Origin of the sequence: Mesorhizobium sp. LCM 4577, assembly GCF_001854795.2 — a bacterium.
GTDB classification, from domain to species: domain Bacteria; phylum Pseudomonadota; class Alphaproteobacteria; order Rhizobiales; family Rhizobiaceae; genus Mesorhizobium; species Mesorhizobium plurifarium.
The window spans coordinates 137,532-160,432 of sequence record NZ_MDDU01000056.1; the positions used below are offsets into that span (position 1 = coordinate 137,532).

At 63.8% G+C, this 22,901-nt stretch carries 21 protein-coding genes; 10 read left to right on the forward strand and 11 right to left on the reverse strand.

What is annotated here, in order from left to right:
- Positions 1-38 precede the first annotated feature (38 nt).
- Genes LCM4577_RS33865 through LCM4577_RS33875 form a run of 3 tightly spaced genes read right to left on the reverse strand, consistent with a single transcriptional unit; the run spans position 39 to position 4,874 of the window.
- Positions 39-1,583, reverse strand: coding sequence for a SpoVR family protein (locus LCM4577_RS33865; protein WP_071074921.1), 1,545 nt, complete (start codon positions 1,581-1,583; stop codon positions 39-41).
- Positions 1,584-1,594: 11 nt separating this feature from the next.
- A complete protein-coding gene (locus LCM4577_RS33870; protein WP_071074922.1) occupies positions 1,595-2,905 on the reverse strand; it encodes a YeaH/YhbH family protein in 1,311 nt (436 codons plus the stop codon).
- Between the two features lie 19 nt (positions 2,906-2,924).
- Positions 2,925-4,874 (reverse strand): PrkA family serine protein kinase, encoded by a 1,950-nt coding sequence (locus tag LCM4577_RS33875; RefSeq protein WP_071074923.1) that lies wholly within the window; start codon positions 4,872-4,874, stop codon positions 2,925-2,927.
- Between the two features lie 293 nt (positions 4,875-5,167).
- Here LCM4577_RS33875 and LCM4577_RS33880 point away from each other — a divergent pair, with 293 nt between their 5' ends.
- Entirely contained in the window at positions 5,168-5,974 is an 807-nt protein-coding gene (locus LCM4577_RS33880; protein ID WP_040989366.1) for an alpha/beta hydrolase, read from the forward strand.
- On the opposite strand, the gene LCM4577_RS33885 is transcribed toward LCM4577_RS33880, so the two are convergent.
- Positions 5,975-6,277, reverse strand: a complete 303-nt coding sequence (locus LCM4577_RS33885; protein ID WP_071033698.1) for a BolA family transcriptional regulator — start codon at positions 6,275-6,277, stop codon at positions 5,975-5,977.
- A gap of 136 nt (positions 6,278-6,413) precedes the next feature.
- Here LCM4577_RS33885 and LCM4577_RS33890 point away from each other — a divergent pair, with 136 nt between their 5' ends.
- The 4 genes from LCM4577_RS33890 (at position 6,414) to LCM4577_RS33905 (ending at position 11,116) form a co-directional block, all read left to right on the forward strand.
- The gene (locus LCM4577_RS33890; protein ID WP_040989310.1) at positions 6,414-7,037 is read left to right on the forward strand and encodes a J domain-containing protein; all 624 of its coding nucleotides are present in this window, start codon (positions 6,414-6,416) and stop codon (positions 7,035-7,037) included.
- Positions 7,038-7,160: 123 nt separating this feature from the next.
- Entirely contained in the window at positions 7,161-8,147 is a 987-nt protein-coding gene (gene cobS, locus LCM4577_RS33895) for a cobaltochelatase subunit CobS (protein WP_071074924.1), read from the forward strand.
- A gap of 57 nt (positions 8,148-8,204) precedes the next feature.
- A complete protein-coding gene (cobT, locus tag LCM4577_RS33900; RefSeq protein ID WP_071074925.1) occupies positions 8,205-10,103 on the forward strand; it encodes a cobaltochelatase subunit CobT in 1,899 nt (632 codons plus the stop codon).
- Positions 10,100-11,116: an esterase-like activity of phytase family protein gene (locus LCM4577_RS33905; protein ID WP_071074926.1), complete on the forward strand. Its 1,017-nt coding sequence runs from the start codon at positions 10,100-10,102 to the stop codon at positions 11,114-11,116. Before cobT ends, LCM4577_RS33905 begins: the two co-directional genes overlap by 4 nt.
- Before the next feature lie 153 nt (positions 11,117-11,269).
- Here LCM4577_RS33905 and LCM4577_RS33910 read toward each other — a convergent pair whose 3' ends face one another.
- The 5 genes from LCM4577_RS33910 to rpmB all read right to left on the reverse strand — a co-directional run bounded on the left by LCM4577_RS33910 (position 11,270) and on the right by rpmB (position 16,159).
- The gene (locus LCM4577_RS33910; protein WP_071074927.1) at positions 11,270-12,079 is read right to left on the reverse strand and encodes a hypothetical protein; all 810 of its coding nucleotides are present in this window, start codon (positions 12,077-12,079) and stop codon (positions 11,270-11,272) included.
- A 223-nt stretch (positions 12,080-12,302) separates the two neighbouring features.
- Complete coding sequence (locus LCM4577_RS33915; protein ID WP_071074928.1) at positions 12,303-14,078, reverse strand: polysaccharide biosynthesis protein GtrA; 1,776 nt, start codon at positions 14,076-14,078, stop codon at positions 12,303-12,305.
- Between the two features lie 190 nt (positions 14,079-14,268).
- Positions 14,269-14,943: a hypothetical protein gene (locus LCM4577_RS33920; protein ID WP_071074929.1), complete on the reverse strand. Its 675-nt coding sequence runs from the start codon at positions 14,941-14,943 to the stop codon at positions 14,269-14,271.
- A gap of 121 nt (positions 14,944-15,064) precedes the next feature.
- On the reverse strand, positions 15,065-15,751 hold the full coding sequence (locus tag LCM4577_RS33925; RefSeq protein ID WP_071074930.1) for a queuosine precursor transporter: 687 nt from the start codon (positions 15,749-15,751) through the stop codon (positions 15,065-15,067).
- 111 nt (positions 15,752-15,862) lie between these two features.
- On the reverse strand, positions 15,863-16,159 hold the full coding sequence (gene rpmB, locus LCM4577_RS33930) for a 50S ribosomal protein L28 (protein ID WP_040989302.1): 297 nt from the start codon (positions 16,157-16,159) through the stop codon (positions 15,863-15,865).
- Between the two features lie 257 nt (positions 16,160-16,416).
- Here rpmB and LCM4577_RS33935 point away from each other — a divergent pair, with 257 nt between their 5' ends.
- From LCM4577_RS33935 to LCM4577_RS33945, 3 genes are read left to right on the forward strand one after another with little or no spacing between them, the layout of a single operon-like run.
- Entirely contained in the window at positions 16,417-17,208 is a 792-nt protein-coding gene (locus LCM4577_RS33935) for a DUF3108 domain-containing protein (RefSeq protein ID WP_041000306.1), read from the forward strand.
- 32 nt (positions 17,209-17,240) lie between these two features.
- Positions 17,241-18,128, forward strand: a complete 888-nt coding sequence (locus LCM4577_RS33940; protein WP_071074931.1) for a DMT family transporter — start codon at positions 17,241-17,243, stop codon at positions 18,126-18,128.
- Complete coding sequence (locus LCM4577_RS33945) at positions 18,125-18,799, forward strand: lysoplasmalogenase family protein (RefSeq protein WP_071033679.1); 675 nt, start codon at positions 18,125-18,127, stop codon at positions 18,797-18,799. The genes LCM4577_RS33940 and LCM4577_RS33945 overlap by 4 nt, the downstream gene beginning before the upstream one ends.
- On the opposite strand, the gene LCM4577_RS33950 is transcribed toward LCM4577_RS33945, so the two are convergent.
- On the reverse strand, positions 18,796-19,230 hold the full coding sequence (locus LCM4577_RS33950; protein ID WP_071074932.1) for a cupin domain-containing protein: 435 nt from the start codon (positions 19,228-19,230) through the stop codon (positions 18,796-18,798). The two genes, LCM4577_RS33945 and LCM4577_RS33950, sit on opposite strands and share 4 nt — an antisense overlap.
- Before the next feature lie 10 nt (positions 19,231-19,240).
- Entirely contained in the window at positions 19,241-20,008 is a 768-nt protein-coding gene (gloB, locus tag LCM4577_RS33955) for a hydroxyacylglutathione hydrolase (RefSeq protein ID WP_071074933.1), read from the reverse strand.
- 133 nt (positions 20,009-20,141) lie between these two features.
- Here gloB and LCM4577_RS33960 point away from each other — a divergent pair, with 133 nt between their 5' ends.
- Both LCM4577_RS33960 and LCM4577_RS33965 read left to right on the forward strand, forming a co-directional pair.
- Positions 20,142-20,918, forward strand: a complete 777-nt coding sequence (locus tag LCM4577_RS33960; RefSeq protein ID WP_071074934.1) for a class I SAM-dependent methyltransferase — start codon at positions 20,142-20,144, stop codon at positions 20,916-20,918.
- 116 nt (positions 20,919-21,034) lie between these two features.
- Entirely contained in the window at positions 21,035-22,876 is a 1,842-nt protein-coding gene (locus LCM4577_RS33965) for an ABC transporter ATP-binding protein/permease (RefSeq protein ID WP_071074935.1), read from the forward strand.
- Positions 22,877-22,901 lie beyond the last annotated feature (25 nt).

Sequence of the window (22,901 nt, forward strand, 5' to 3'; positions counted from 1 at the left end):
TACCGTTCAGCCGGCCTCGATGGCGGCTCCCGACGCCTTCAGAGCTCCTTTGTCCAGCGCTCGCTGAGCATCGCGCCGGTTCCGCCGTCGATAGCGGCCAGGCTGACGTCGTAGCCCCAGAGGTTGCGGATGTGGCGCAGCGTCGCGTCGCGGCTTTCACTTTCGAGCATCACGCCGTCCTTCACCGTGTGCTGGAGCCGCAGGTGCCGGTCGCCGAGGAGGTCGACGTCGACCACCTGGATGTCGGGACGGCTGGCGCCGATATCGTAGCTTTGCGCCAACGCCGACCGTATCCTGGCATAGCCGCGCTCGTTGTGGATGGAGGCAACTTCGTAATGCGGCTCATCGGCGCCGTCGGCCAGCACGAAGAGCCGCCATTTGCGGATCAGCGCCGGGCTCAGATACTGGCGGATGAAGGATTCGTCGCGGTGGTTTGCCCAGGCGTCGAGCAGGGTGTCGCGCCAGTCGCCGCGGCCGGCGATGTCGGGAAACCAGTCGCGGTCCTCGGCGGTCGGCGCGGTCGAGATGCGCTGGATATCCTGCATCATGTCGAGACCGAGCGCATAGGGATTGATGCCGGAAAAGCGAGGATCGTCATAAGACGGCTGAAAGACCACGTTCGAGTGGTTGCGCAAGATCTCGAGCATGGCGCCTTCGCTGATGCGGCCGCGATCGAACAGCGTGTTCATGAGCGTGTAGTGGACGAAGGTGGCGCAGCCTTCGTTCATCACCTGGGTTTGCCGCTGCGGGTAGAAATATTGCGCGATGACACGCACGATCCTGACGATCTCGCGCTGCCAGGGTTCAAGGACGAGGCTGTTCTTCTCGAGAAAATAGAGCAGGTTTTCTTCCGGCAGATTGAGCGACTTCTTCCGCTCGGCAAGGTTGTCGTCCTCTGCTTCCGGCTTGCTCGTTCCCTGCGAGGGCGGCAGCGTGCGCCACAGATCGTTGAAGGAGCGCTCCTCATATTCGAGGCGCTCGCGCAGCCCTTCGCGCTGTTGCTCCGATGACAGTTTCGGCGGCCGACGGTAGCGGAACACGCCTTGCTCCATCAGCGCGTGGGCCGAATCCAGAATCGCCTCGACCGCGGCCAGGCCATGCCTTTCCTCGCACCGGGCGATGTAGCTCTTGGCGAAATCCAGATAGCTCAAAATGCCGCCGGCGTCGGTCCATTGCCGGAAGAGATGATTGTTCTTGAAGAAATGGTTGTGCCCAAGCGCGGCATGGGCGGTCACCAGAGCCTGCAAGGCCATGGTGTTCTCTTCCATCAGGTAGACGATGCAGGGATTGGAATTGATGACGATTTCATAGGCGAGGCCGCGCGCGCCCTTGCGGTAGAGTAATTCGTCGTGGAGGAAACGCTTGCCGAACGACCAGTGCCGGTACATCAGCGGCATGCCGACCGAGGAATAGGCATCGAGCATCTGCTCGGAAGAGATGACCTCCATCTGCACCGGATAAATATCGAGGCGAAGCTCTTCGCGGCCGACCGCTTCGATCTCGTCATAGACCCGGGACAGCTTCTTGAAATCCCAGTCCGACCCAGAGAACAGCAATTCGGATTTGCGCGCCTGGCTGACCATTGCCGAAGTCCTCAAGCGCTCTTGCGCAGATCAGGCTGCCTGGCGAAGAGCTGTCGGAAGACCGGATATATGTCGGCCGGCGCGGCGATGCGCCTCATCTGGAAGTTCGGCCATTTCCCGTCGACGGCGTTGTAGGCGCGCCAGAGCGACGTCCCGTTCTCGGTGGAGCCGAAAATATGGCTTTCCCGCTCGTCGATGATCTCCACATAGGCGAAATACTGGCAAAGCCGCATGAGCTTGCGGTCGAGCAGTTCTATGCAGCGCTCGGAGTCGGTGGCGAAATTGTCGCCGTCGGAGGCCTGGGCGGCGTAGATGTTCCATTCGGCGACGGGATAGCGTTCCTCGATGATGCGGTGCATTTCCTCGAGCGCGGTGGAGACGACCGTGCCGCCGCTTTCTGTGTGGTAGAAGAACGTATGCTCGTCCACCTCCTTGGCTTCGTGGGTATGGCGGATGAAGACGACCTCGATGCGCTCGTAGCGGCGCGTCAGGAAAAGATGCAGCAGTACGAAGAAGCGTTTGGCCAGGTCCTTCTCGCGCTCTCCCATCGAACCGGAGACGTCCATCAGGCAGAACATGACCGCATTCGCATTGGGCACGGGCTGGGGATCGAAGCGATTGAAGCGGATATCGACCGGGTCGACATAGGCAATGCGCCTGCGCCGGCGCTCAAGCCGCTCCAACTGTTCGCGCAGGGTGGCGATGCGTTCGCGCAACGCGGCACTTGCCGGCTTCGCTTCCAGCTCGGCAATCTGCCTGGCGATCGCGTCAATCTCRGCCTGTTTGGGGCGCCTCAGTGYGATGCGCCGCCCATGGCTGTTGCGCATCGTGCGTCCGACATTGATGTTGGTCGGCGCCCCGCTTGCTGCAAAACCTGCCCGCCTCGGCTTGTAGCTCAATATCTGCTTGAGGTTGAGCTTGACCAGATCGGGCAGTTCGAGATCTTCGAAGAAGAGGTCGAGCACTTCCTCGCGCGACAGGACGAAACGGAAGTCGTCTTCTGATTCCGTGGTCCCCGGGGCGGATCCAAAGCCTTCGCCGCCGCCCGGCTTGGCGATAAGATCGCCGGGGCTGAATGTCCTGTTGCCGGGCAGAATGTGCTGGCGCCGGCCGCTTGCCCTGTCGTCGCCGAAGGTCGGTTCGCTGGTGCCTTTGCGAGGCATCGGGACGGCATGCTCGCGGTCGACCTCGGCGATGCCGCCGGTGCGGACCTGGTCGCGGATGCTGCGCTTGAGCTCCTCGCGCGCGCGCCTGAGAAAGCGCTGGCGATTGCCCAGGCTCTTGTCCTTCGGGTTCAGGCGGCGGTCGATGAAGATCGGCATGGAACCGTCCCGGCTTTGTTCAGCCGGCCTTGTTCACGCGCATGTACCAGTCGACCAGCCGTCGCACCTGCCGCTGTGTGTAGCCGCGCTCCACCATGCGCTGCACGAATTCATTGTGCCGCTTCTCCGTGACGCTGTCCTGCTTAGAGCCGAAGCTGATCACCGGCAACAGGTCCTCGACCTGGCCGAACATGCGCTTCTCGATGACCTCGCGAAGCTTTTCATAGCTCGTCCAGGAGGGATTGCGGCCATGGTTGCGCGCCCGCGCGCGCAAGGTGAATTTGACCACTTCGTTGCGGAAGTCCTTGGGATTGGCGATGCCGGCGGGTTTCTCGACCTGCGACAGTTCCTTGTCCAGCACCTCGCGGTTGAGGATCTGGCCGGTATCGGGATCCTTGTAGTCCTGATCCTCGATCCAGGCATCGGCGTAGGCGATGTAGCGGTCGAAGAGGTTCTGGCCGTACTCGCTGTAGGATTCCAGATAGGCCTTCTGGATCTCGTGGCCGATGAACTCGGCATAGCGCGTCGCGAGTTCCGACTTGATGAACTCGAGATAGGCGGCTTCCGTTTCCTTCGGGAATTGCTCGCGCTTGATCGCCTCTTCGAGGATGTACATCAGGTGCACCGGGTCGGCGGCAACCTCCTTGGTGTCGTAGTTGAAGGTCTGCGACAGGATCTTGAAGGCGAAGCGGGTGCTGACCCCGGTCATGCCTTCGTCGACGCCGGCGGCGTCGCGATATTCCTGGACCGACTTCGCCTTCGGATCGACCTCCTTGAGGTTCTCGCCGTCATAGGCGCGCATCTTTGTGTAGAGTGGCGAGTTCTCATGTTCGGCAAGACGTGTCGAGACGGTGAAGCGGCTGAGGATGTCCAGGACCTCGGGCGCGCAGGGGCTGTTCGCCAGCTCGCTCTCGCGCAGCAGCTTCTCGTAAATGTGCCGTTCCTCGGTGATGCGCAGGCAATAGGGAACCTTGACCACGAGGATGCGGTCGAGGAAGGCCTCGTTGTTCTTGTTGTTCTTGAACTGCTGCCATTCCGACTCGTTGGAGTGGGCGACGACGATGCCCTGATAGGGGAAGGCGCCGAAATTCTCGGTGCCGTTGTAGCTGCCTTCCTGGGTTGCGGTCAGCAAAGGATGCAGGACCTTGATCGGCGCCTTGAACATCTCGACGAATTCGAGCAGGCCTTGCGTCGTACGGTTGAGGCCGCCGCTGTAGGAATAAGCGTCCGGGTCGGACTGGCTGAAATTCTCCAGTTGCCTGATGTCGACCTTGCCGACCAGGGCCGAGACGTCCTGATTGTTCTCGTCGCCGGGCTCGGTCTTGGCTATGGCGATCTGGCGCAGCCGCGACGGCGACAGCTTGACCACGCTGAATTTGGAGATGTCGCCCGACAGCTCGTCGAGGCGCTTGGCCGCCCAGGGCGAGATCAACCCGTTCAGGCGGCGGCGGGCGATGCCGTATTTGTCTTCCAGCAGATCGCCCATGCGATCGGGATGGAAAAGGCCGAGCGGCGATTCGAAGATCGGGCTGATCTGGTTGCCCACCTTGAGCGTGTAGATCGGCCRCTCCTCCATCAGCTTCTTCAGCCGTTCGGCGAGCGAGGACTTGCCGCCGCCGACCGGGCCGAGAAGATAGAGGATCTGCTTGCGCTCTTCGAGGCCCTGCGAGGCGTAGCGGAAATATCCGGCGATGCGCTCGACCGTATCCTCCATTCCGTAGAAGTCGGAGAAGGAGGGATAGATCTTGATGGTGCGGTTGGAGAAAATGCGGCCGAGCCGCTCGTCCTTGCTGGTATCAACCAGGTTCGGCTCGCCGATCGCCTCGACCATGCGCTCCGGCGCTGAGGCGTACATGGATTTGTCCTCGCGGCAGGCCAGCAAATATTGCTGGAGGCTGATCTCTTCCTGGGCCGCGTTGGAATAAATCTCCGAAAACAGATCGAAGACGTCGGATTGGTTCTCGCGCATGATGCTTTGCCTCGGAGCCGATAGGCTGYCAATCGGCTCATCGCTTCATCAACCGCCGGAAAGCATTGTTGTTCCCTTCGCGTGAAGGAAGAGCGCACAATGCACTCCGGCATTGGCCTTCGGGCCACCCCGATTCGGCCGCAACTGCTCGCCTATCAACATACGTGGTGATTGCCAGCGGACGGTCAAGGAGCGGATTTGGTTTCGCACCGAAAGTTGTCATTTTTGGTCCGTAAGCGAGGCGCGTGGCGAGCATTCGTCCGCGCCGCGGCGCAACCTGGCCGGAGATGGCGATGATCAATCGACGCAGTTTCATCGTGGGATCCTTGGCGGGGCTGTTGCCGGCGGGTGCGTCAGCCGCCGGGCGTCCGGTCCAGCCGGAACCGCAAACCCGCGATTACGGTCCGGCCAAGCTCGACATCTATGCCGCGGACGGCGCAAACAGCCTGCCGGTGGTCTTCTTCGTCCATGGCGGCGCCTGGCGGTTCGGCAAACGCAGCCAGGTCGGCGCCAAGCCGGGCTTCCTGCTCGCCAACGGATTCGTCTTCGTCTCGATCGATTACCGCATGTTGCCGCAGGCCGATGTCGCCACCCAGGCCAGCGACGTCGAAAAAGCTTACGCCTATGTGCGCGCCAATATCGCCCGGCATGGCGGCGACCCGAACCGCATCGTCGGCATGGGCCATTCGGCCGGCTGCCATCTGGTCGCGCTGACCGGCATGCGAGGCGGCCTGCCTGGCGTCGCCGGCCTGCTTCTCGACGACACCCGGGCCTATGATCTTGCCGCGCTTTCCAGGGATGGCGGCATGGTCCGGGCCTATGCGCGTGCCTTCTCCGATCCCGCGCAATGGACCGCGCTGTCGCCGGCGAGCTATGTCGACGGCAGGAAGCATCCGCCGACCTTCATCGCTTATTCGCGTGCGTCCGGGCGAGGCGAAGAGTCGCAAGCTTTCGCGAAACGCCTGCGCGCCGCGGGAACCAAGGTCACGCTGTTCGACGGCAGCGCCTATACGCATATGTCGATCGATCGCGATTTCGGCCAGGACGGCGACGCCTTGACCGCGGCCGCCTTGACGTTCCTCAAGGCGACCGTCGGTTGACTACCAGCGCGTCTTCTCGCCGGGCGCGGCCGGCTCGATCGCCAGAGCATGCACGCCGGCTTTCAATTCGTCGGCAAGCAGTTCGTTGACGGCGCGGTGACGGTCGACGCGGCTCATGCCGGCAAAGGCGGCCGAGATGACGCGGACGCGGAAATGCGTCTCGCCGGTGCCGTCGAAATGGGCCTCATGGCCGTGCTCGGCGTGGTGATGGCCGGCATGGAGGTGGCTTTCATTGATGACGGCGAGCCTTTCGGGCGAAAACGCCGCCTTCAGCTTGTTTTCCATCGTCGACTGTATGGACATTCGAGCTTCCCTTCCCCACATCTGCGGCACAGCCGCAAAATCTTGAATTTCGACCGCTTTTAAGCCGCGATTCAGCGGTTAGGGCGATCATCGGCGAAATGTCAATTCTTGTTTCGCACGTGCGAACAGCCCATAAATGGGGGAGATGAAAGCGTATCCCAAATATTTCGAGAAAATTCGAATCCGGCCGGAGAAGGACGCGGAGCTGAAGTCGCGCGCCCCGATCTGCCAGTGGGATGGCTGCAACGAGGCCGGCACGCATCGCGCGCCGGTCGGACGCCTCAAGGAGGGCGAGTATTTCCGTTTCTGCTTCGAGCATGTGCGCGAATACAACAAGGGCTTCAATTACTTCTCCGGCGTGTCGGACAGCGAGATCGCGCGCTTCCAGAAAGAGGCGCTGACCGGCCACAGGCCGACATGGCGCATGGGCGCCAATGGAGGCGGGACGCGCTCGGCGCCGGATTTCGCGCAGCAGCGTTCGGGTCGCGCCGGCTACTACAACCGCATGCGCGATCCGTTCAATCTGTTCGGCTCAGGCGCGCGCGAGCCGCGCGAGCGCAAGGCAAAGCCGCTTGAGGCCAAGGCACTGGAAACGCTTGGCCTTGACACAAAGGCGACTGGCCAGGACATCAAGGCGCGTTATAAGGAACTGGTGAAGCGCCACCATCCGGATGCGAATGGCGGCGACAGAGGTTCGGAAGACCGGTTTCGCGATGTGCTCCAGGCCTATCGCGTGCTCAAGCAGGCAGGATTGTGCTGAGCGGCCCTACGGTTCGTGTCGTTTTCCAACTTTCATAAGGTTGGAAAAGGCTCTAAGACCGCCCCCGGACAAAATCGATTGCCGGCGAAACGGGGCGTTTCGCCCGTGGAGACGTTGATAGTGATGAACAAGGTCGATCGCGACATCGCCAACCTGCCCGACACGACGGTGTCGGTGAAGGAGAAATTCGGTTTCGAGTCCAAGATGGTCGTTCCCGCTTATTCGGCGGCGACCGAGCATGTGCCGGACATCGACCCGGATTATCTGTTCGACAAGGCGACGACATTGGCGATCCTCGCCGGCTTTGCCTACAACCGCCGCGTCATGGTGTCGGGCTATCACGGCACCGGCAAGTCGACGCATATCGAGCAGGTGGCGGCGCGGCTCAACTGGCCCTGCGTGCGCGTCAACCTCGACAGCCATGTCAGCCGTATCGATCTCGTCGGCAAGGACGCCATCGTCGTCAAGGAAGGCTTGCAGGTCACCGAATTCCGCGACGRCATCCTGCCCTGGGCCTATCAGCACAATGTGGCGCTCTGCTTTGACGAATATGACGCCGGCCGTCCGGACGTGATGTTTGTCATCCAGCGCGTTCTGGAATCGTCGGGTCGGCTGACGCTGCTCGACCAGAGCCGCGTCATCCGTCCGCACCCGGCCTTCCGGCTGTTCGCCACCGCCAACACGGTCGGTCTCGGCGACACCACCGGCCTCTATCACGGCACGCAGCAGATCAACCAGGCGCAGATGGACCGCTGGTCGATCGTCACCACGCTGAATTACCTGCCGCACGACAATGAAGTGAACATCGTGCTGGCCAAGGCCAAGCACTATCGCGACAACAAGGGCAAGGACATCGTCAACAAGATGGTGCGCGTCGCCGACATGACGCGCTCGGCCTTCWTCAATGGCGACCTGTCGACGGTGATGAGCCCGCGCACCGTCATCACCTGGGCCGAGAACGCCGAGATCTTCGGCGATATCGGCATGGCGTTCCGGCTGACGTTCCTCAACAAGTGCGACGAGCTGGAGCGTTCGGTGGTGGCCGAGTTCTACCAGCGCGCCTTCGGCGAGGATTTGCCGGAGAGCGCCGCCAACGTGGTGCTGGGTTAGGCGCGCCGCTGAAAGGCCTCCAAGCCTTTCAGCATGAAAACGCGCAGGGAATGATCGATGGCGGGTCCGGGCGACAACACGCGCAACAAGCCGAAGAACGGGTCTGAAGCCGACAGCTTCAAGCGCGCCGTCACGGTATGCATGCGTGCCGTCGCCGGCGACAAGGACCTCGAGGTCGGCTTCGCCAAGGACCGCCCGGCGCTGGCGGGAAATCGCGCGCGCCTGCCCGAACTGCCCAAGAAGGCTTCGCGCAACGACATCGCGATCACGCGCGGCATCGGCGATTCCATGGCGCTGAAGCGCGCCTGCCACGATCAGCGCATCCACAACAAGCTGGCGCCGGAAGGGAAGCTCGCGCGGTCCATCTTCGATGCGGTCGAACAGGCCCGCGTTGAGGCGATCGGCAGCCGCGCCATGCAGGGCGTTGCCGACAATATCGGCTCGATGCTCGAGGACAAATACGCCAAGGCGAACCTTGTCGACGTCAGGGACAAGGCGGACGCGCCACTCGAAGAGGCGGTCGCGCTGATGGTGCGCGAAAAGCTTACCGGACGGCCCGTACCGAAGAGCGGCGAGCGGCTGGTCGACCTCTGGCGCCCCTGGATCGAGGAGAAGGCCAGCGCCGATCTCGACGGCCTGTCGGCCAAGCTCGAGGACCAGCAGGCCTTTGCCCGCGTCGTGCGCGACATGCTGGTCTCCATGGAAATGGCCGAGGAGCTCGGCGACGACCAGGAGACCGACGACTCGGAGGAAAACGAAGAGAACGAGCAGCAGGGCGAGGAACAGAGCGAGGAAGGCGGCGAGGAGGATTCAGGCTCCGAGCAGTCGCAGTCGGAAGATGCCGAAGCCTCTGCCGACGAGGAAGAGTCGGCCGAAACAGAGGCGACCGACGCCACCTCGGACGACCTGTCCGACGAGGACGATTCCGACGCCGAGACGCCGGGCGAGGCCAAGCGCAACGACAACCCGTTCCTCAACCTCCCGAAAGAAATCGACTACAAGGTCTTCACCACCGCCTTCGATGAGACGGTGGGGGCGGAAGAGCTGTGCGAGGAAGAGGAACTCGACCGGCTGCGCGCCTTCCTCGACAAGCAGCTCGCCAACCTTTCAGGCGTCGTCGGGCGGCTGGCCAACCGGCTGCAGCGCCGGCTGATGGCGCAGCAGAACCGCTCCTGGGATTTCGACCTCGAGGAAGGCTATCTCGATCCGGCGCGCCTGGTGCGCGTGGTGATCGACCCGATGCAGCCGCTGTCCTTCAAGCAGGAGCGCGACACCAAGTTCCGCGACACCGTGGTGTCGCTGGTGCTCGACAATTCGGGCTCTATGCGCGGGCGTCCGATCACGGTCGCCGCGACCTGCGCCGACATCCTGGCCCGCACGCTGGAGCGCTGCGGCGTTTCGGTGGAGATCCTCGGCTTCACCACCCGCGCCTGGAAAGGCGGGCAAGCGCGCGAGAAATGGCTGAAGGACGGCAAGCCGCCGAATCCCGGCCGGCTCAACGACCTGCGCCACATCATCTACAAATCCGCCGACCATCCCTGGCGGCGCTCTCGGCGCAATCTCGGTCTGATGATGCGCGAGGGCCTGCTCAAGGAAAACATCGACGGCGAGGCGCTGCTTTGGGCGCACAACCGGCTGATCGGCCGGCCCGAGCAACGCAAGATCCTGATGATGATCTCGGACGGCGCGCCGGTCGACGATTCCACGCTCTCGGTCAATCCGGGCAACTATCTGGAGCGGCATCTGCGGGCGGTCATCGAGCTGATCGAAACGCGCTCGCCGGTCGAGCTTTTGGCGATCGGCATCGGCCACGACGTCACGCGCTACTATCGCCGCGCCGTCACCATCGTCGATGCCGAGGAGCTCGCCGGCGCCATGACCGAGCAGCTTGCCTCGCTGTTCGGCGAGGAAAGCGCGCGCGACACGCGGCGCGGCGGCTTGCGGCGCGCCGGATGATCTTTTCGGGGCGGCGTGCGCGGCGGATGCTTTTCGCCTGCATGCTGACCTGCGCCTCGCCGGTCATCGCCGCCCCGGGAACTCCCGTCGAGACGGTCGAGATTTCGGCGCGGCCGATCAGCCAGTTCCATGTCGGCCATGACGAGACGCGGTTCGGGCCGCTCGAATTCGTCGGCGGGCTGGAGATGACCTCGCCGGCGCGCGATTTCGGCGCGCTGTCGGCCTTTCGCTTCCTGAAGCCGGGCGGCGATTTCATCGGTGTGGCCGACACCGGCTTCTGGTTCTTCGGCACGATCACGCATGACGCCGGCAAGCGACCGTCGGGTGTTTCGAATTTCCGCATGCAGCAGATGGTCGACGCCTCGGGCCGCCCGATCGACCGCAAATGGGAGGTCGATGCGGAAGGGCTCGCGGTCAAGGACGGCATCGCCACCGTCGGCTTCGAGYGCGACCAGCGCGTCGCCCAGTTCAAGATCGATCCCGACAATATGAAAGCCCCGGTCAGGCAGCTCGATTACCTGGTCCCCGCTGAGGAGCTGCGCCAGAACCGCGGTTTCGAGACCGTTGCCCACGCCGATCCTTATGGGCAGCACGAGGGCGGCCTGGTCGTGGTCTCGGAGAGGAGCCTCGACACATCAGGCAATGTCTATGCAGCCGTCATCGAGGGGCCGCATAAGGGCGTCTTCACCATCAGGCGCGACGGCGGTTTCGACATAACCGACGGCGCCTTCCTGCCGGACGGCGATCTGCTGCTCCTGGAGCGCAGCTTCTCGATCGCCCGCGGGGTGAAGATGCGGCTGCGGCGCATCTATGGCGAAAGCGTCGAGAAGGGCGCGGTCGCCGACGGACCGGTGCTGATGGAAGCCGACATGGGCTACCAGATCGACAATATGGAAGGGCTGGACGTCTGGACCCGCGACGACGGCGCGCTGATGGTGTCGCTGGTGTCGGACGACAACCATTCGATCCTGCAGCGCAACCTCTATCTGGAATTCATCCTGCACCAGGACTAAGCAGACCGGCCGGCATGGGTTCAGCCGTGCCGGTGGGCGCCAGCGGCCGAGACTAGAGCGTTTCACCGTTTCACGGAAACGGCGAACCGCTCTATCCCTTTGTTTTTACGCAATTCCGGGCGGAAAACCGCTCACACTTTTCCTGGAATTGCTCTACCGGCCGACGTGGCGGACTTCGTTCATCACGAAATTGGCCGCGCGCTTGCTCCGGTTGCGGATCTTGAGCGTCGCGGTGTTGTCCACGAAATAGGTGTGAAGGATGCTGTCGCGGGTGCGGACTTCCGGTCCGACGGTGTCGACCGCATGCCAGGTGTCGGTGCCGACCGCAAAGGCGTAGYCCGTATTCGGGGAAAACGACATCCGGTGCGAATTCTCGAAACGTCCGTCCGGCTTGCGCTCGGCGAAGCGGGTGCCGATGTGGTTGATCGAGTCGTCCTCGGGCAAATAGAACTGAACCGTGATGCCCTTCCATTTCGTGTCGGTGTGGAAGCCGATCTTGTAGCCGGCCACGTCGCGCGTCAGCATCGGCACCGGATACATGCCGACCTTCATGAAGTCCGCGCCGAACCGGCGCTCCAGGCCCGGGGCAAGGCGGCGCATGAATGCGTCCTTCAGTTCCGGCGCATGCAACGCCTTGCCGACCAGGGCCCAGACGGCACGTTTCTCGTCAGGCAGATGGCGGATATATTCGGGGTAGAGGTCGATCTTGATCCGCGTCGCGGTTCCGTCCGCCTTGATATTCACATTGTTGCGCCCCTTGAGCGCACGATACTCGCGCGCCTCGGGCATGGCGGCGCGCATGCGCCGATAAAGGTCCGCCGGGAAAACGTCGGTCATTTCCAGATGCCAGAAAGGCGTTTCCACAAAGGCGGCGCGGTTCACGGCATCCACCATGTGCGAGACAACATGCTGCAGCGTTTGTGTGGCTGATGCTGGCGCCACCGCGCCGTCTATGGCCGACATGGATATCCTCTCCCCAATCCAAAGAACCCCGAATCCAAATTTCTTGAATAGATATATCGCTGGCCGCGCGGAATGCTAACCAAAGCACAGGCTGGATTGCAATGATCCACGGGACTGGCTTCAATCGCGGTTTTCTAAATCACGAGATGACGTTGCATCGGCGCAAAACCAGCACGTTGCGAGGGGCGCTGTCGACGATGCTGATATGGCCGCGGGCCGATATTCAGCGGACCTTGTAGATCTCGATCGGCTTTCCCGCGGTAGACTGGTCCAATTCGAGCCATGTCGGCAGGTCGCCCCGCAGCAACGCCGCGGCAAGGCCATTCGGCGCGTCCAGGCCCAGCGATATCTCTTCCGTGTTGCCGCGGCAGATCGCGATCAGCCCGACATGCTCGCGCTCGATGACGGCGCGGGCGGCGTCCGGGCCCCCCATGAACGCGTCGAGCATCGCCAGATTGCCGCCGACATTGCGGTGATAAGGGCCGGCCAGCGCCCGGTGGTGGGTGAACACCAATATTCCCGAGCCGAGATTGGACGAGGCAAGCACCGTCGTCGCCGGCATGGCGGCAAGATCGCGGAAGTCGCCGGGTTTGCCGCAAGTCACGGCATGGTCGGGATCGGAATTGATCCGCTGCGGCGCCTTCTGGACCATGGATTGCGCCGCCACCGCGACCCCGGCCCAGGTCGCATTGAGCGAGACCAGCCACGCCATGACGATGCCGGCGGAAAGGCGCCATGAGGGTGCCGTGTCCGCCCGCAGGCGGGTTTTCGCGATCCAGGCCGAGAGCGGCAGCACGGCGAAGGCGACGGAGAAGGTCGAGCCGCGCACCTGCCAGAGGCTGACGACAAAGGCGACGACAAGCAGGATGGCGGCGAGAATTTCCTCGCGGCGCAGGCCACGGCTCCGCAACTGAAAGCCGATCAGCAGGATCGCGATGAAGGGCGTCACGTAGCGCGCCGCCATCAGCTTCGGCTGGTGGATGGCGACGCTCCAGAAGGGCTGCGCTTCAACCACGTCGGCCAGCCAATAGGTGCGGATGCGCTCGTCCATGTCCGCATAGGGCGAGGACAGGCATTGCGGGAAGAACACAATCACGGCGGCCGCGATCACCGCTGCAAGCGCCAGCATCGAAACCAGCCGCGCCCGAACTGTCGAGGCGGTCAATGCAGTGGCGATCGCGAGACCGAAGCCGGAAAGCGCCGCAACCCCGAACTGGAAGGATGAGAAGGCGTCGCATTGGGCCACGCCCCAGTCGGCCGGCCGGACGGTCGCCACGAAGACCAGGGAGGCGATGCCGGCAAACCCAAGGCCAAAACCCCACGCCGTGATGCGCTCCTTGCCGTCGAGGATGAACAGGACCGCGGCGCAGATGCCGAGCACCGCCACATAGGGAGCGGTCTCCATGCCGACAGCTAGCGTAAGGCCCGCRCAAATGCCTGACAGAAGGGCAGCAGGCCGCCAGGAGGGCGCCTCCATCAGAAACCAAAGACTGGCCGCCGTCAGCAGCAGCTGGACATTGTGGTGATCGATCACGCCCGGGCTGTAGATCACCAGGAAGAAGAGCCCCGCCGTCGACAGGATGACCGCCGGCATCGCGACGTTCGTGGCGGCGAAGCGCTGCGAGGCGCGCATCAGCACGAATATGGTCAACCCGTAGAGCAGGGTCGGCCAGATGATCTGCGCAGCGCGTTCGGCGGTGGCGGGGCTGGCGCCCAGCGCATCGAAGGCCATGATGATCAGCGCGAGTGGCGTGTCGATCAGCCGCGACCAGTGCATGACGAAGCCGCCCGAGGTGCCCATCCTGTATTGATGGAGATCGAACCAGCTTTGGCCGCCGAGCAGGTCGCGGACCTCGACCAGCCGCAGCATGCTGTCATTGTCGGCGCCATAATTCGCAAGCGTGGGGAAGCCGGAAACGGCATTGATCGTCAGCGCCACCAGCGTGGCGCACAACGCGAGCACGAGATCGTTTTTCCAACCGGTGCCTTGCACGGTCATGCTGGTTGCTATGCCTTAGAGCAATTCCAGGAAAAGTGTGACACGGTTTTCCGTCAGGAATTGCGTCAAAACAAAGAGATAGGGTGGTTCGCCGCTTCCGTGAAACGGCGAACCACTCTGGAGATTTTTCGCCATCCTGCATCATCGGCCGTAACAAAGCGTAAAGCCGCCGCGGCTGTGGCTGAAAGCGTCAGGGCCGGTTGGTCGCAACCCAGATGACGTGGCGGGCGCCGCGCTTGCCGTTGGCCCGGGTGTTGATCTCCTCGACCGAGAAGCCGGCCTGCTTCAGCCGCCGGGTGAAGCCGCTGTCCGGCCCTTGCGACCAGACCGCCAGGACGCCGCCGGGCGTCAGGGCGGCGCGCGCGGCCGCGAGACCGGCCGCGCCATAGAGCGTGTCATTGCCCTTGTAGACGATGCCTTCGGGGCCGTTGTCGACGTCGAGCAGGATGGCGTCCCAGGCGCCTTTGTCTGCCCTTATCAGTTGGCCGACATCGACTTCCTGAATCGTGACGCGGGGGTCGTCGAGGCAGCCGTCGAAGATTTTAGCCATCGGGCCGCGCGCCCAGGCGACGACAGCAGGGACAAGTTCGGCGACGGTGACGGCGGCGTCGCGATCGACCGCGGCGAGGGCGGCTCGCAAGGTGAAGCCCATGCCGAGCCCGCCAATGAGGAGCCTCGGCCGCTTGCGGCCGGCGATCCGCTCGCAGGAAAGCCTGGCGAGAGCCTCCTCGGAGCCGCTGAGGCGACTGTTCATCAGCTCGTTGGCGCCGAGCATGATGGAGAATTCATCGCCGCGCTGCTTCAGGCGTAGTTCCTGGCCGCCATCGGGCGTGCGGGCGGAATCAAGCTGAACCCAGGGGATCATGCTCTCTCTTTTTGTTTGAGCATGATCTTTTCCAAAAACCGGATCCCACTTTTTGGGATCATGCTCTCTCTTTCCGTTTGGAGCATGATCTTTTCCAAAAACCGAGTCCCACTTTTTGGGATCATGCTCCGGCCGCGACCGCCGGCTGGCTCCAGCGCGCGGCGAGCAGCCGGTAGGGGATCAGCGCCACGACGGCGATGATCAGCTTGACCGAAAGGTCGCCGAGCGCCCAGGACACCCAGCGCATCGTCTCGACCGGCAGTATGCCCATCAGCGGCGCGGTCTCCAGCGCAAAGCTGTCATTAGGGCCGGCAAAAGCGAAGGCGGCGGAAAAGGCGACGCCGAAGAAGACGATGGTGTCGAACACCGAGCCGACCAGCGTGCCGACGATCGGGGCCCGCCACCAGCTCTGCCGGCGCAGCCGGTTGAAGACGGTGACATCGAGCAATTGCGCGGTGAGGAAGGCGGCGCCGGAAGCGGCGGCGATGCGCACCAGCCGGTCGGCGGCGGTCTCGAACGCGATCAGGCCGTGGCGGAAGAGGAAGGGCGGGATCAGGATCGAGCAGGTCACCGCCGTCATGAAGCCGACGAACACCACCTTGCGCGCCACGGCCGGGCCATAGCGGCGGTTGGCGAGGTCGGTGACCAGGAAGGAGAAAGGATAGGTGAAGGCGCCCCAGGTCAGCACGTCGGCGAGCGCCAGGCCGCCGATCTCGCCCTGCATCGGGAACTGCACGAGAATATTCGACGCCACGACGACAAGCGCCATGGCGGCCACGAAGGGCAGGTATCGCGTCAGGAAGTTCATTTTTTTATCCTGGGTAATGGAACCAGCGGAGCGTCATGCCGACGCTCGCTCTTATTCCGAGCACCGGTCTGGCCGGTGCTCGAGGCGGTCGTCCCCCGCCTGAAAGCTGCTTTAAGCCGCCGACTGCTCGGCCAGCTTCTTGGCGATCTGCTTCTTGAGCAGGCGCGCGCGCTGCGACAGTTCCTTGACGTCGGCCTTGACCAGGAAGGCGTCGAGGCCGCCGCGGTGCTCGACCGAACGCAGGGCGTTGGCCGAAATGCGCAGGCGAACGTTCTGGTTCAGCGCTTCGGAAATCAGCGTCACATTGACCAGGTTCGGCAGGAAGCGACGCTTGGTCTTGTTGTTGGCGTGGCTCACATTGTTGCCGGTCTGAACTGCCTTGGCAGTGAGTTCGCAGGTGCGGGACATTTGTCTAACCTTCAGTTTCTAAACCTGCCAAACCATTCTGCCCGCGCCAGGCGGCGCGCGGTCTCGGTCAGGCGGCCTTTGGAAAAGTTGGCGTTCCATAGTGGCATTTCACCATTGCGTCAAGCTCCGGCGCATCGCCGGCTGTCGGCCGCGCTCCATATAAAGGCCGGATTTCAAACTATAAGCCGTTCGCGAAGGGATATGCCAGGCTGGATCCTTTGCGTTCCGGCCGAACCGCCAGGGATTCGTCAGCCGCCATGGTCCGCTCGACTCACGCATTCGCCACCCTGCTTGCCCTTGCCGTGCCGGCAACAAGCTTCGCCGCCGCGCCGCCGCAATCCTTCAAGGGCGAATATACGGTGTCCTATCTCGGCCTTTCGATCGCCAGGGCGACTTTTTCCAGCCGCTACGAGGGCGATACCTACGCCATCAACGGCACCGTCTCCGCCGCCGGGCTCGGCAGGCTGTTCGACGATACGAAAGGCACGATTTCGTCGAAAGGCACCATTTCCGACAAGCGGATGACGCCGCAGGTGTTCAGGGCCGATTATACGTCCGGCAAGAAGGCCTCGATGGTCGACATACGCTTCAGCAATGGGGCAGTCACCTCCACGCAAGTCATTCCCGCGCCGAAGAAGCGCGATCCGAAGAACTGGGTGCCGATCGGCGACGGAGACCTGAAATCGGTGCTCGATCCGATGGCGGCGACCGTCATCCATGCCGACAGCCTGGACAAGGTCTGCGGGCGCACGGTCAAATTCTATGACGGCGAGATGCGCGCCGACCTGACCTTGACCTATGCGTCCAAGGGTTCGATCTCGGTGCCGGGCTACAAGGGCGACACGGTGACCTGCAAGATGGGCTTCGAGCCGGTGGCGGGCTATCGCAAGGGCCGCAAGGCGCTGAACTTCCTCAAGAACAAGAGTCGCATGCTGGTGACGTTTGCACCGGTCGGCCAATCCGGCGTATATGCGCCGATCCGCGCCACGGTCGGGACCCAGATCGGTCCATTGACCATCAGCGCCGGACGGTTCGAAGCGGTGAATTAGGTCAGGCGCCACCTCGCGCCGGCGGGGGAGATATGGCGCGCGCAACACTGATCGGGTTTTCGGCGGTCGCCATGTGGGCGCTGCTGGCGCTGCTCACCAATGCCTCGGGCCAGGTGCCGCCGTTCCTGCTGTCGGCCATCACCTTCGCCATCGGCACCTGCGTCGGGCTCGCCGCCCGACTGGTGATGCCGGCCGCCGACAGAAATCTGAAGATCCCTCGCCAAGTCTGGGTGATCGGCATAGCCGGCCTGTTCGGCTATCATTTCTTCTACTTCACGGCGCTGCGCAACGCGCCGGCGGTCGAGGCGAGCCTGATCGCCTATCTGTGGCCGCTGCTGATCGTGCTCGGCTCGGCGCTGATGCCGGGCGAGCGGCTCGCCTGGAACCATGTCGTCGGCGCGCTGCTCGGCCTTGCCGGCACGGTCCTGATCGTCACCAAGGGCGGCGGGCTGGCCTTCGACGCGCGTTACGCCTTCGGCTACGCGATGGCCGCCGTCTGCGCGCTTGTGTGGTCGTCCTATTCACTTCTGTCGCGGCGCTTCCCCTCGGTGCCGACCTCGATCGTCACCTGGTTCTGCGCGGCGACGTCGGTGCTGTCGCTGGTCTGCCATTTTCTGCTTGAGAAGACGGTGCTGCCGGACGGCCCCGGACAGTGGCTGGCCGTCGTGGGGCTCGGCCTGATGCCGGTGGGTGCTGCCTTCTATGCCTGGGACATCGGCGTCAAGCGCGGCAACATCCAGGTGCTAGGCGCCGCGAGCTATGCGGCGCCGCTGTTGTCGACGCTGGTGCTGATCGCTGCCGGCGTCGCCGAGCCGTCGTTGCGCATTCTCGCGGCCTGCGTGCTCATCACGGGGGGCGCCGCGCTCGCGGCAAAGTCGTTGCTGATGCGCAAGCCGGCGRCCAAAGAGGTCAACGCATGATGCCGTTCCCGGGCGGCATCGAGGCCAACGCCAACGCGACGCTTTTGTTTTCCTTTGTCGCGGCCGTGATCTACGCCTTTGCGCTCGACATGCCGCCGAAATGGACGCGCACGGCGGCGAAGACGCTTGCCGTGGCCTTGCTGGCCGTGCTTGCCGCCATGCAGGGCGGCCCGTTGCTGCTCGTCGCGGCGCTGGCACTCAGCGCGGCCGGCGATGCCTTTCTGTCGCGCGACGGCGAAAAGGCCTTTCTAGGCGGGCTGGCGAGCTTTCTCGCCGGCCACATCGCCTATGTCGCGCTGTTCGCGCAGGCAGGCGGCGGGCTCCAACTGCTGAGCGCCGAGTTCTGGCGGGACGCGATTGCTCTCGCCATGGCCGTGTTCAGCATCGTCATGCTTGCCGCGCTCTGGCGCCGCGTCGGCCCGCAACTGCGCATCCCGGTCGCGGTCTATGTCGCGGCCATCCTCGCTATGGGCATTTCGGCGCTCACCACGGACAAGGTCTGGGTGATTGCCGGCGCGGTGCTCTTCATCGCTTCGGACGGGCTCCTGGCAACCGAGCGCTTCCTGCTCGCGGCGATCTCGCCGCATCGCGTCTGGATGCGCCATGCGGTCTGGGTGCTTTACTATGCCGCCCAGCTGGCCATCACGCTGGGATTTCTTCTTCTCAGTTAGGCGATTTTCGGCTGCCAGCCCGGTTGGGCAAGCTCGAAGGCGGCGAAATCGAAGCCCGGCGCCACGGTGCAGCCGACCAGCGTCCATTCGCCGAGGCTGCGCGCCGATTGCCACCAGCCGGCCGGCACGACGATCTGCGGCCGCTCGCCGGCGGCGAGGGCCGTGCCCAGCACCTGCTCGATGACGGCGCCGGCGCCTTCCTCATGCATCGACACCGCCAGCGGCGCGCCGGCATAAAAGTGCCAGACCTCGGCCGCGTCCCTCACCCGGTGCCAGGCCGAGAGCTGGCCTTGCTCAAGCAGGAAATAGATCGCGGTCGAATGCCCGCGCGGGCCGCCCGCGGCGTCGCGAAAGGTCTCGGCATACCAGCCGCCTTCGGGATGCGGCTTTAAGCCTAGCGTTGCGATGATCTCGGCGGCGCTGGTGGTCATTCAAGCAGGCTCAAAAATTATCCTTGCGCTTGCGGATCTCGGCGAACACCTCGGCGTCCGAGGCTCTCTCCATGCCAAGATGCTTGCGGATCGACGGGTCATGCCCGCGCAGGAACGGGTTGGTCGACAATTCCTCGCCAATGGTCGTCGGCAGCGTCGGCTTGTTGGCGGCGCGCAGCGCTTCGATCCTGGCCGCGCGCTGCTTCAGCAGCGGATTGCCGGGGTCGACCGTCACCGCGAAGCGGGCATTGGCCAAAGTGTATTCGTGGCCGCAATAGATGGCGGTTTGCGCCGGCAGCGCCGCCAGCTTCTTCAGCGAGTCATACATCACCGGCGGCTTGCATTCGAACAGCCGGCCACAACCCAGCGCAAACAGCGTGTCGGCGGTGAAGGCCACCTTCGAGGCCGGCAGATGGTAGGAGACATGGCCGGCGGTATGACCGGGCGTCTCGATGACCTCGATCCTCTCCTCGCCGAGTCGCACGACCGAGCCTTGCTTCACGGTTTCGTCGATGCCGGGGATTTTCGCCTTCTCGGCCTCCGGGCCGACGATGCGCAATTTGAAGCGCTCCTTGAGCGCCAGATTGGCTTCGACATGATCGGCATGATGATGCGTGGTGAGGATCAATGTCGGCGGCCAGCCGGTGCGCTTGATCGCCGCCAGGATCGGCGCCTCTTCCGGCGCGTCGATGATCGCCGTCTCGCCGCTTTCCGGATCGTGGACCAGCACGCCGAAATTGTCGGTGCGGCACATGAACTGCTCGATTTCGACCGGCATCGCGTGTCTCCCTTTGTCGTCGCAGACATAGGGCGGGCGGGCGCCGATGTCATCCGGGTTTGTTGAACCTGGCGCGTTTGTCGACCGGGCGCCTTTGTTGAACTTGACAGGCTTCGCAGCTACCGTCCCGCGCATGCATTCGGATATTGTGGATCTGCGCTCCTTCTACTCGTCCACGCTCGGCCGCCTGGCCGAGCATTCGATCACCATGGCGTTGTCGTCGATATGGGCAACCGTGCCCAACGAGCGGTTGGTCGGCCTCGGCTACACGCTGCCCTGGCTGGAACGCTTCGGCACCGATGCCGAGCGCGTCTTCGCCTTCATGCCGGCGACGCAGGGCGCCGTGGTGTGGCCGGCGACCGGGCCGGCGGCGACGGCGCTGGTCTTCGACGAGGAACTGCCGCTGGTCGATGCATGCATCGATCGCGTGCTCCTGGTGCACTCTCTCGAACATGCCGAAAACCCGCGCGAGACGCTGAACGAGATCTGGCGCGTGCTGTCGCCAGCCGGCCGTGTGGTCATCGTCGTCCCCAACCGGCGCGGCGTGTGGGCGCGCTTCGAGCACACGCCCTTCGGCAACGGCCGACCGTTCTCGCGCGGCCAGCTGACCGAATTGCTGCGCGAGGCGAATTTTACGCCCGCGTCCTGGTCTGACGCGCTGTTTTTCCCTCCATCGCCGCGGCGTTTCATGATGCGGTTCCACAATGTGTTGGAGAAGGCCGGCCGGCGGTTCTGGCCGATCTTTTCCGGCGTCATCGTCGTCGAGGCGCAGAAGCGGCTCTATCAGGGCGTGCCCGTCGTGCAACGCGCCTCGCGTCGCGTCTTCGTGCCGGTCTTCTCGCCGCAAGGCGCGACGAGGCTGGGCCGGCATTCGACTGGCCGCGCGCCTGGCCAAGTGACGCGTTCGTGATCGCCGCCGCGCCTTGCAACGCGCAGCGATCATCACCCTATCTGAGGCGTGCCGGATCCGAGCATGCTTGCTTGGCGCGGCCATCATGACCGCCGCGGAAACCAGGAAGATCCTTCATGGACGACCAGACCGATAAAAACCCGGGCCCGCAAAAACCCGCCGTCTCGGTCGAGGCAAGCAGCCTCGCCGACCAGGTGGCGACGATCAAGCTGGGGATAAAAACCTCGCCGGTGCGCGGGCAACTAGCCTGGGTCTCCATTGGCATCGTGGCGGTCATCGTCGCCACCGCGATCGGGCAGGTCCTGCTCAACCGCTGGAACCAGCCTTTCTATGACGCGCTGGCCCGGCGCGACATGGCCGACTTCCTGCACCAGCTTCTGGTCTTTGCGATGATCGCCGGCGGACTTCTGGTGCTCAACATCGGCCAGACCTGGCTCAATCAGATGATCCGTCTGAGGCTGCGCGAGGCGCTGACGCTCGATCTGATCGATCAATGGATGCGCCCGGCGCGGGCCTTCCGGCTGGCCAATGCCGGCGCCATCGGCGTCAATCCCGACCAGCGCATGCAGCAGGATGCCGCTCATCTGTCGGATCTGTCGACGGATCTCGGCGTCGGCCTGCTGCAGTCCTTCATCCTGCTCGTCTCCTTCATCGGAGTGCTGTGGGAGCTGTCTTCGGGCTTCGTCTTCCACATCGGCGGCTATTCACTGGCGATACCGGGCTACATGGTCTGGGCGGCCTTCCTCTATGCCGGCATCGCCTCGTGGCTGAGCTGGCTGGTCGGGCGTCCGCTTATCGGCCTCAACAGCGAGCGCTATACCCGCGAAGCGGAGCTGCGCTCCTCCATGGTGCGGGTCAACGAAAACGTCGACGCAATCGCGCTCTACCATGGCGAGCCCGACGCCCGGCGCCGCCTGGAGCTCGACCTCGGCACGGTGCTCGGCGCCATGCGGCGCATCTTCACCGCGCAGATCAACCTGGCCTGGGTGACCGACACCTATGGCTGGATAACGGTGGTGGCGCCCATTCTGGTGGCTTCGCCGGTCTATTTTTCCGGCGACATCTCGTTCGGCGGGCTGATGATGGCGGTCGGCGCCTTCAACCAGGTTCATTCGTCCCTGCGCTGGTTCATCAACAATATCGGCAGCATCGCCGACTGGCGCGCGACGCTGATGCGCGTGGCCGATTTCCGCATTGCGCTCACCGAGACCGATGCGCTGCATCACAAGGAAAAACGCATCCAGTTCGTTGAAAACGCCAATGGCAGCCTGACCTTCGACAGGCTCGAGGTGGCTTCGCCGGAAGGCTGCACCAGGCTTGCCCAGACCRATGTCGAAATCCACGCCGGCGAGCGCGTCATGATCACCGGCGAGCCGGGCGCCGGCAAGACATTGTTCTTTCGCGCCATTGCCGGCCTGTGGCCATGGGGAAGCGGCCGGATCGGCCTGCCGGCCGGCGAGACCCCCATCTTCGTGCCCCGCGTGCCCTATTTCCCGGCCGGCACGTTGCGCGAAGTCCTCGACCATCCGAACGGCGAGGCCCCGGCGAGCGATGCCGAGATCGCGGCGATGCTTGGCGAGGTCGGCCTCGATCGGCTGGCAACCGCCCTCGACCACCCCGGGCGGTGGGAACGTGAGCTCGGCGATGACGAACAACGGGTGCTGGCTTTCGCCAGGCTCGCCTTGCGCAAGCCGAAATGGGTAATCATGGACGAAGCGCTCGATGCGTTCGACGGCCCGACGCTGCGACGGGTGCTGGCCATGCTGCAGAAGCGTCTGCCCGAAACAGCGATCATCAATATCGGGCGCGGTCARCACAACACCCAGTTTTTTCCGCGCTCGCTGAACATCGTCAAGGATTCCGGCGCGCCGGCGCTGAAACCCGCGCGCGTCAGGGCCGGCGCGATCGAACCGCCACCTGCGGCGCCGCGCCGCAAGAAGGAATCCACTGAAGCTTAAAGCGCGGCGCGATCTTTCAGATCCG